This is a genomic window from Lacticaseibacillus pantheris DSM 15945 = JCM 12539 = NBRC 106106, from assembly GCF_001591865.1.
Taxonomy (GTDB): domain Bacteria; phylum Bacillota; class Bacilli; order Lactobacillales; family Lactobacillaceae; genus Lacticaseibacillus; species Lacticaseibacillus pantheris.
Map to the genome: position 1 here is coordinate 1 of NZ_BCVS01000098.1, position 9,125 is coordinate 9,125.

The window sequence follows — 9,125 nt, forward strand, 5'->3', positions numbered from 1 at the left end:
TTTTTCGGGCTCAAAGAATCGCGAGAGGCCGGAACGGCCGGAGCGTGCGGGTGTAGCAATCACGGCGTAGGACACGTAAGCCGCAACCCCAAACCCCGCCCGCGTGTTCGTGACCACAAATTGTCGGATTCGCCCAACCACACAAAAGCCGCAACTCCGAAGAGTTACGGCTACGTAGTGGTTTAGTAATGGTACAGGAGATTATGCCTGGTACCGGGATTCCCCGTTCAGGTAGGTCTCGGACAGCGTCATGTCTGGGTTCAGCACCAAGAAGTCGGCGTCGCGCCCTGGCAGAATGCTCCCACACTTGTCGTTGATGCGGCTGGACTTAGCGGCCGTGTACGAAGCCATCATAACGGCTTCTTCAGGCGTTGCGCCGTTCCAGTCAACCACGTTCTTGATGGCGTCCTTCAACTGGAGAATCGAACCAGCCAGGTGGTTGTCACTCTTCAGGCGGGCAGTACCCTCGCCGACCGTAACGGGGAATTCACCCAGAACGTAGTCGCCGTCTGGCATCAAGCCCGCACGCATGCAGTCCGTAATCAAAGCAACGTGCTCTGGCGTCTTCTCACGAATCAAGGAGGTCGCCACTTCTGGACGGATGTGGTGACCGTCACAGATTAGTTCATCGTCGACCACGTTCATGAACATTGCGGCGCCAACCATCCCCGGTTCGCGGTGCGTCAAACCACTCATCCCGTTGAACGTGTGGGTGAAGGACGTTGCCCCAGCCTCAACACAGTCACGTGCCTGTTCAAAGGTGGCACTGGAGTGGCCCAGCGAAACTACTTTGCCCGTGCTGCTAACGTATTCAGTGAACTTAACCGCACCATCGCGTTCTGGTGCCAAGGCAATCTTCTGTAACATGCCCTTGGCGCTTTCCTGCCACTGCTTAAATTCATCAATGGATGGGTCGCGGAAGTACTTCGGGTTCTGCGCACCTTTGTGTTCCGTCGTGAAGAATGGGCCTTCAAAGTGGATACCCTGAATCTTAGCGCCCGTTTCGGAGCCGGCGTGGTCCCCGATGGTCTTGCAGACGTCGTTCAACTGTTCAAAGCTGGCCGTCAGCGTCGTTGGCAACCAGGAAGTAACCCCAGTCCGCAGCAGACCCTCGGACATTTCGTTCAGGCCTTCCCAGTCGTTGTCCATTACGTCATGATCCAGCAAACCATGAATGTGGGTGTCGACCAAACCTGGAGCAATCCATTGGCCGTCGTAATCAACAACCTTGCCCTTTGGTGCTGGGTGGTCAGTCGGAATGAATTCCCCAAACTTACCGTCATCAGTCACCTCAAGGTAACCACCGTTTTCGGTCGTGTTCTTCAAAAAGAATTTTGCAGCGTGAATATAGTAGCTCATGAAATAATTCTCCTATCCTCGTTTTGTCGACACCAGCCAACTGCTAGCGCTTACTAGCGTTTTACACCATCCAGTGTATCACGCTGTGGTCTAGACCACAACTGGTTGGTACCAATTAACCTAGTTAACCCCGACTCATAGCAAAACCCCGTAGTCATCGACCCGGGGCTGCCTTGATTAGTTACCGGTAGTGCCGGCAATTACGTCGTTGATGTGGACCACACCGGCTTTGCCATCATCAACCAAGTTTGGCGCCATGTCGATCATCGCCCCGTTGATGAAGCTGATGACCATGGGCAGGTTCATCCCGGCGTACAGGTCAATGTTCTGGCCTTCCATAATCATGCGGGAGACCACGTTGGCCGGAGTACCGCCCATCAGGTCAGCCAGCACGGTAAAATCGTCCAGACCGGCAATCGTATCGTTAAACTTCTTCTGGAAGTCTTCTGGGCCCTCGTTCGGCAACAGTGGTACCGCCAAAATGTCGTCTTGCGGACCCATGATGAGTTCCGCGCTCTTCTTTAACTCCACGCAGAAACTGCCGTGGCTAATCAAGATTAATTTGGTCATGAAAATTCACCTTTCCTATCCTTCAATCAAAGTCGTGCATTAGCCCTTGGCAATCACACCAAGTGCGGAGAGTACAACGGACACAATCAGCACGATGAAGATTGCCCGCGTTGAGGTCATGTGTTTCTTACCCAGCAGCCAGTAGATGGCACCAACAATAACGGCTGGTAACAGCTTGGGCAAGATCATGTCCAGGTTGTTTTGCAGGTCCAGTGGCACCGACCCAATCTTTGGTGCCCAAGCGATCTTGACGTTGATCATCGTGGCCACCAGGGCCCCAACCATGAACACACCCATCAGAGTAGCAGCATCAGTCAAAGCTGACAACTGGCTCTGCATGTTGGTAACCAGGGACACACCTTGACGGTACGCAATCCGCAGTTGCTTCCAACGGAATACGTTGACTGCCATCTGCGCAATCACCCAGATGAGGATACCGGTCGGGTTACCCTTGCTGGCCATGTTGGCCGCAATGGCACCAAAGATGGCCGGAATCAACGCGGCGAAAATTGAGTCCCCGATGGCGGCGAAGGAGCCCATTAAACCAGTCTTCAGACCGGTAACGGTTTCTTCACCCTTAATACCCTCTTTTTCTTCGACGGCCAGGTCAATACCAGTAATGATGGTGTTGAAGAAGTTGGACGTGTTGAAGAACTGGGTGTGGGTCTTCATCATCTTCTTGAGTTCTGGTGTGTCATCACCATAAATCTTCCGCAACTGCGGCAGAATGGTGTACAGGTACCCAGAGCCCTGCATCCGTTCGTAGTTCCAACCCAGCTGGAAGCCGAAGAGGCTACGACGGTTGATTTGCTTGAAGTCTTTGTCAGTTAATTTGTAATTAGAGTTCGTCATCAGTGATCTCCCCCTCGTCTGCAGAACTGTCTTGCTTGACGGCTGCCTTAGTACCACCGTCGCTACTGCCACCACCATTATTGTTGGCTGCACTCTGCTTGTAGCTGATAGCTGCCAGAGCGAAACCAATCAGCGCAATTGCCAGCATGGACAGACCGTTGAAGGACGTAGTGAACGCCTTGGTTGCGGTAGCCAGACCAGTACCCAGCGTCTGAATGTCGGTGAAGGTAACGGTGAACAGGGTGGTGATGATGAAGCCCAAAATCAGGTATGGGAAGTGCTTCTTAACCGGCAGGTACCGGAGCAGGATAGCAAACCCAACGGCTGGCAGGATGGCACCGGCAACGGTCAGACCATCACCCAGCCACTTCCAACTGCCGTTCAGGACGGCAACAACTTTGGTAACCAGGCCACCACCAAACGTGAGGGCCAAGCCAACGGGAATCATACGGGACAGCGCCCATGGCAGGGCACCGGCCAGGAAGTAACGCTCAATCCCTTTGTAGTCCATCTCGTCGACCTTCTTGTCGATCCGGTGGGCAAAGAAGGTGTTGGTGAACCGGGCCAAGATGTCAGTTTCAATCATCAGACTGGCAACGGGCACGGCCAGCGCGGCAACGGCTGCTTCTGGCTTCATCCCCGTGCTAATCGAGAACGCGGTTGCCAGGATGGTACCGGAGTTGGCGTCAATCTTGGACGCACCACCGAAGGTACCAACACCCAGCACGGTCAGCTGCATGGAACCACCGATAATCAAACCGGCCTTCATGTCACCCATCACAATACCAGCAAAGAGACCGGCAAAAACGGGCGCACTCAGTGAGGAATAGATCTGCAATTCATCGAGGATTTGGTACCCCGCATATAAAGTTAATAGTGCAATCTGCCACCAAGCTATTGCCATTATGCTTCTCCTCCTAACCCTTTCTTGAGCAGGCTCATAAAGTCTTGCGACTCATCACCTGGAACCATCTGTGCGGTCAACTTAACGCCCTTGGACTGTAGTTCCTTGAAATCAGCTACGTCACTGTCCAAAACGTTAATTGACTTAGTAATGTGTTTAGTATCATCGGTCTGGGACATGTTACCAATGTTGATGCTGTCGATACCCACACCTTTGTTAATCAAAGCTAACAATGGCGCGGGGCCCTTTGCCACGATGAATACTCGCTGTGAATCATACTTGTGGTTCAAGATGTGATCTGCTGCCGTGTCGACGTCCAGGACGGACAGGCGCACACCCGCTGGGGTAGCCATCCGTAAACCACTCTTCTCAATCTGACTCTGGGAGACCTTATCATCAACCACCATGATGCGGGTAGCCTGTAACTTGGTCGTCCATAGGTTAGCGACTTGGCCGTGTACCAAACGGCCATCAATCCGCGTTGCAATAATTGCCATGAAGTTCCTCCTCCTCTACTGCTGAAACCGTGCCAAACAACTTTGCGGAACCCACCAATGCTCCCCGCCATACGCCTTTAATTAACTGCTACTACCCAGATACAAGCACCAGTCTGAAGCGTTTGGCTGCCGCGCGCGATGACGGTTCCGGTGTCACCACACATTTTGCCGTTAATCAATCTGACGCCCTAGGCAACGTTACCGTAATGAATACTAGTCAACTACTAATCAGCACCGACTCTGGTGCAGGACGAACAATGGCATAAACATTTGTACCTAACCCGTACCAGCACCTTGTGGCGCATCAAGGGTCTTAACAAAATATTCTGCACTAGCGTAGGTGCGTGTAGTTCGTCGTAGCCATTACGAGCAACGTTGCCATTGGGGGCCTCACCTCCTTAACGGATCTGAATCTACCTACTACTTGGTGTAATCGTGAATGATCACGCCCTTGACCACGCGGTTAACGGTCCCTGTTGGGGATGGCGTGTCGGGCTTGTTGCCAATCTTAACGGAGCTGAGTAGTGCTAGCGTCTGCGCAAACATGACGTCTGGCAGCGCCTGGTAGGCTTCGGGCAGCTGTGGGTCGCCGTTAGCAAAGATGAAGCTGTCACCGGAAAAGTCGTTGTCCTGACTCGTACCGATAGCAACGACCCGCTTGGCGATTTCGTCACCCTTAATTTCTTCCATGACGTCCACATCGTACTGCCGTGTGTACGCATTGTTGCTCAGGAAGTCGAACACCAGGGTGTGGTCGTTAACGAACGACTTTGGTCCGTGACGGAAGCCCATCGAGGTATCAAAGATGGTGGCCAGTTTACCCGCCGTCAGCTCCAACACTTTGAGCTGGGCCTCACGCGTTAGCCCCCCGAGACTGCCGGAACCAAGGTAAGCAATCCGGTCGAAATCCTCATCAACCAGGTTCTGGATGAAGTCTTCGCGTTCAACCACTTCCCGGCCCATCTTGGTGATGGTATCGACGTAGCCGGCCTTTGTGGCTGCGTCCGCCTGGTCGAATACCAGCAAAGCCGTTAGGGCCATGCAGGAGAAGCTACCAGTCATGGCAAAGCCCTTATCGTTCGAACCGGCCGGCTGCAGGAGGACCAAGTTCTTAGCCTCGCCCTCAGCGTGCTGTGCAAGGTTGCCGTCGGGAGCACAGGTAATGGTGAGCTGGTGCAGGTTGGTCACAATCTGCTCGGCTAGAGCCACGGCCTGAACTGACTCAGGCGAGTTACCACTACGAGCAAAGGAAACCAGTACGGTGGGCGTGTCTGCTTCAAGGAAATCGTACGGTGCGGACACGATATCCGTGGTGGCGATGGACTCAAAACGGAAATGCGCCCGGTCGCCGTGGGCATTGAGGTATGGCGTGACCGTATCACCGGTATACGCACTGGTACCCGCACCCGTGAAGATGACGCGGACCAACTGGCCGTTCGCAGCCGTCACCACTTTGTCCAGAAATGCGGCTACCTGGTCTGCCTGTTGCTGGTAGTTAGCCAGGGCTTCCTGCCATAAATCTGGCTGCTGCTTGATTTCCTTAGTGGTAATCTGTGCACCTAACTGGGTTAATTCTTCTGTTGACTTGCCAAACATGCTGCTCCTCCTCGAATATTACTAATTATTTTGCGTCCGCACCGGGTGGTGACGAACGGTGTAAACAAATTGATCGGCGCGCCCAACGCTCAGCGTGTACTCAATCACCTCACGATTGAGGCTAATTGATGTCCGTTTGATGTTGAGGCTGGGTGAACCCAATGGTACCCCGAGTAACTCCGCGTCTTTGTCCGGCATCAAGCTGGCATAAAAGGACTCAGACGCATTAATTACCGGCGAGCCGTAGCGGTCACGCAAAGTGGCGTAGAGGCTGGTGCGCTCGATTTCCGCGGCGGATAACCGCGGGAACCGGTCAGCCGGCATGAACGTCCGTTCCACCATGAGTGGCACGCCATCAGCCAGCCGCACCCGTTTCATCTTGTACGTCGGCGTGCCCACGTCAACGCCAAGGTGCTCGCTTAAGTACTCGGTAGCTGGTTGCTCGTGGAGGTAAACAATTTCCGAACGCGGATGCCGACCCAAAGCCGTCATTTCCTCGGTGAAACTATACATCCCCGCCAAGTCGGTCGACTCGCTGGTATCGTTCGCCACGAACGTGCCCCGTCCGCGTCGGCGGTAAACCAGCCCCATCATCTCCAGCTTGGAAAGCGCCGAGCGTACGGTATTACGGCTAACCCGGTACTGATCGGCGATTTCGCGTTCACCAGGAAGCCGCTCATGGGGCGACATGCGCGTCCTAATCTGTTTTTGTAGTGCCTGTACTAACTGCTCATGTAACGGTTGTTCACTTAGCGTCACCGACACCACCTCCAAATATTGGTACCAACCAGTAAGATTGTAACCGCTAGCAATACCGTTGTCAAACGCTTTCAATAAATTGGTTGGTACCAGCGGCAACATTAGCCATTGGTATATACCGCAATATCCGTCACAATTATTGTGTATTAAAAAACTCTTTATTAACTAGACTCACCATACCGTTGCCAATATTGAATTGCCATCATCTTGGTTAGCTAAGCTGACACGGATTCTAAGATTTTGATATGTAAACGTTTTACACGTCTCTTATTGGTCTAGCCCGGCATCCTTTCGCGGGGTAAGGTCAGCTTATGCACATAGAAAAGGAGCCATTACGCATTAACGTAACGGCTCCACATCAACAATGCTATTCAATTACGCGTTACTTTGACCCAACTTGGCTGCTTCCTGGTTGGTAACCACAATGTCACTAGGCCATTCCGCATCAACGCCGCGCACGCGCTGTGACGCCTCCTCACCTTTGCCGGTAATCAGCACGATATCGTTAGGTTGACTGTCGGCGATGGCCGCGTGGATGGCCGCACGCCGATCGAGCACTTTGTGGACCACAACGCGGTCGTGGTCAATCTGCTCGTCAACCTGGTCCACAATTGCGGCCGGATCCTCAAATTCAGGGTCATCCGTAGTCAGGTAAACGTCGGTGGCGTGTTCGTTGAGCGCCCGGGCAAAGTCAGCGCGTAAGTCGACCCCTTTGCCGCCTGGCGCACCCAATACCACCCGTAAACGCGCCGGTTGGTACTCACTGTGCATGTACCCCAGCAGCGTATGCAGGCTCGCATAACTATGGGCGTCATCAACAAAGACGTGCCCGTGGTTCGGTACAGTGACGGACTCCATCCGGCCAGGTACCGCCACGTTGGCGATTCCCGCCGCGGCTTTGGTTGCGTCAATACCGGTCAGCCCCGCGCCAATGATGGCCGCGGTTGCGTTGCTAACGTTGAAGTCACCCACCAGGCCCAGCTGGTACTGACCGCCAATATTGAGCTCCACGGCTTTATCAGTCACCGGCACCAACCTAAATTTGCTGATTTCCAGGTCGGCTTCCACCTGTTCGTAGCGGAAATCAATGGGTAGGTCGGGATCCTGCGGCTGGAAGTCGGTGCTGGCAAACAGGTAAATACTGTCCGCGTAGGTCGTGGTCCGGGCGGCCGCGTAAACCGCATCGAAGTGATCAGTTTCCGCGTTAATGACCACGCGCCGTGAGTTAACTAGCAGTTGCACCTTGTTGTGCAGGTAGTTAGCAAAGTTGGGGTGCTCACTCGGGCCGATATGGTTGGGCGTAATGTTCAGGAAGAACCCGATATCGTAGGTCAAACCAAACACACGGTTGCGCAGGTACGCCTGGCTGGAAACCTCCATAACCAGGTGCGTCATGCCGTTGTTAACTGCCTCACGCATATCGTGAAACAGGTCCATACTCTCCGGCGTGGACAAATCGGACTTAAACCGCTGGTCTGGGTTCGGTCCGACAATCCGGTCAATGGTGGAGAACAGCGCAACGTGATGCGGGTGTGCCGCCTCCAAGATGCCACGGGTAAAGTAGGCCGCGGTGGTCTTGCCCTTGGTGCCCGTATAGGCAATCACTTCTAGATCGTCCTGCGGGAAGTCGTAGAACGCCGCACTAAGGATGGCCATGGCCTTCGTGATATTTACCACAATCAGGGCGTTCAGACCGTTACCCTCAACGTAGGGTTTTTCCGCAACGTAAGTAGTAGCACCGCTATCCTTCGCCATTGATAGGTAGATAGGACGGAATTTATCACCCTTACAGAAGAACAGGGTCGGCCCTTCCACTTTGCGCGAATCATAGGAAATGCCCGTCATTTCAACATTCACGTCACTTTGGACCGCACTACTTTTGAGCAGGTGATGTTCTTTCAATAGCAAAATACATGCTGTTAGTGAAATTGCCATAGTCTTCTCCTATCTATTCGAGACAAGTTTGTCTAGATTATAGCATACCCGGAGTTAACCGCACCGCTACAAGTTTGACAACGTATTCACCATTGGGCGCAGCGACCGTGCAACTATCCCCGACGTGGTGGTGTAGGATGGCCTGTCCCAGGGGGGATGCACTGGTAAGGTTGTTTGGAGCAAAGTCAGCCTCGGCGGGGCCAACAAGCTGGTAAGTTTCCGGTTCCTCATCATCGTCAAACAATAGCTCGACGGTCTTGCCCAAAGTAGCTTCATCATCGTCCACGGGTGTGACGACCTCGCCGTAACGAGTTTGCTTATCCATGTAGCGCATCTGGCTTTCCAGGTGGCGCAGCTCGCGCTTTGATTCGGTGTACTCGGCGTTCTCGGAGCGGTCACCCAAAGCGGCAGCTGCCGCAACGCGCGCAATCAGTGCGGGGCGGGCCGCCTTGAGCCGTTCAATTTCTGTGTGTAGGTGGTGCATTCCATTCGGCGTAATGTCGAAGTAGTCCATTCTGTATCTACCTTTCCCTTATTAGTACGTCGATTGTGCAACAAGCTACGACTGGTGGCAAGTCCTTACTAGCAAATCTTAATGTTCCCGTGGGTTGTGGTTTCGAGTGGCGGTTCTGGCCGGTGGGGGTGCCGTGGGG

General features: G+C 53.6%; 9 protein-coding genes. All 9 read right to left on the reverse strand.

Annotated elements, in window-relative coordinates:
- Positions 1-201: 201 nt before the first annotated feature.
- Positions 202-1,359: an N-acetylglucosamine-6-phosphate deacetylase gene (nagA, locus tag LPA02S_RS09355; protein WP_056956206.1), complete on the reverse strand. Its 1,158-nt coding sequence runs from the start codon at positions 1,357-1,359 to the stop codon at positions 202-204.
- Positions 1,360-1,536: 177 nt separating this feature from the next.
- Positions 1,537-1,929: a PTS sugar transporter subunit IIA gene (locus LPA02S_RS09360; RefSeq protein WP_054650899.1), complete on the reverse strand. Its 393-nt coding sequence runs from the start codon at positions 1,927-1,929 to the stop codon at positions 1,537-1,539.
- Positions 1,930-1,968: 39 nt separating this feature from the next.
- Positions 1,969-2,781 carry a PTS system mannose/fructose/sorbose family transporter subunit IID gene (locus LPA02S_RS09365; protein WP_054650897.1) on the reverse strand — a complete coding sequence of 271 codons (813 nt, stop codon included), beginning with the start codon at positions 2,779-2,781 and terminating at the stop codon, positions 1,969-1,971.
- Complete coding sequence (locus tag LPA02S_RS09370) at positions 2,768-3,685, reverse strand: PTS mannose/fructose/sorbose/N-acetylgalactosamine transporter subunit IIC (protein ID WP_054650895.1); 918 nt, start codon at positions 3,683-3,685, stop codon at positions 2,768-2,770. The genes LPA02S_RS09365 and LPA02S_RS09370 overlap by 14 nt, the downstream gene beginning before the upstream one ends.
- On the reverse strand, positions 3,685-4,182 hold the full coding sequence (locus LPA02S_RS09375) for a PTS sugar transporter subunit IIB (RefSeq protein ID WP_056956207.1): 498 nt from the start codon (positions 4,180-4,182) through the stop codon (positions 3,685-3,687). The genes LPA02S_RS09370 and LPA02S_RS09375 overlap by 1 nt, the downstream gene beginning before the upstream one ends.
- Positions 4,183-4,602: 420 nt before the next feature.
- Positions 4,603-5,778 carry an AgaS family sugar isomerase gene (locus LPA02S_RS09380; protein ID WP_054650893.1) on the reverse strand — a complete coding sequence of 392 codons (1,176 nt, stop codon included), beginning with the start codon at positions 5,776-5,778 and terminating at the stop codon, positions 4,603-4,605.
- 21 nt (positions 5,779-5,799) lie between these two features.
- Complete coding sequence (locus tag LPA02S_RS09385; RefSeq protein WP_162204108.1) at positions 5,800-6,537, reverse strand: GntR family transcriptional regulator; 738 nt, start codon at positions 6,535-6,537, stop codon at positions 5,800-5,802.
- 375 nt (positions 6,538-6,912) lie between these two features.
- Positions 6,913-8,472, reverse strand: a complete 1,560-nt coding sequence (locus tag LPA02S_RS09390) for a UDP-N-acetylmuramoyl-L-alanyl-D-glutamate--2,6-diaminopimelate ligase (RefSeq protein ID WP_056956208.1) — start codon at positions 8,470-8,472, stop codon at positions 6,913-6,915.
- A 37-nt stretch (positions 8,473-8,509) separates the two neighbouring features.
- On the reverse strand, positions 8,510-8,986 hold the full coding sequence (greA, locus tag LPA02S_RS09395) for a transcription elongation factor GreA (protein ID WP_054650889.1): 477 nt from the start codon (positions 8,984-8,986) through the stop codon (positions 8,510-8,512).
- Positions 8,987-9,125 lie beyond the last annotated feature (139 nt).

Coding starts and splice junctions, on each gene's coding strand:
- LPA02S_RS09360 (WP_054650899.1), bottom strand. CDS start 1,929: ATGACCAAATTAATCTTGATTAGCCACGGCAGTTTCTGCGTGGAGTTA.
- nagA (WP_056956206.1), bottom strand. CDS start 1,359: ATGAGCTACTATATTCACGCTGCAAAATTCTTTTTGAAGAACACGACC.
- LPA02S_RS09375 (WP_056956207.1), bottom strand. CDS start 4,182: ATGGCAATTATTGCAACGCGGATTGATGGCCGTTTGGTACACGGCCAA.
- LPA02S_RS09390 (WP_056956208.1), bottom strand. CDS start 8,472: ATGGCAATTTCACTAACAGCATGTATTTTGCTATTGAAAGAACATCAC.
- LPA02S_RS09370 (WP_054650895.1), bottom strand. CDS start 3,685: ATGGCAATAGCTTGGTGGCAGATTGCACTATTAACTTTATATGCGGGG.
- LPA02S_RS09380 (WP_054650893.1), bottom strand. CDS start 5,778: ATGTTTGGCAAGTCAACAGAAGAATTAACCCAGTTAGGTGCACAGATT.
- LPA02S_RS09365 (WP_054650897.1), bottom strand. CDS start 2,781: ATGACGAACTCTAATTACAAATTAACTGACAAAGACTTCAAGCAAATC.
- greA (WP_054650889.1), bottom strand. CDS start 8,986: ATGGACTACTTCGACATTACGCCGAATGGAATGCACCACCTACACACA.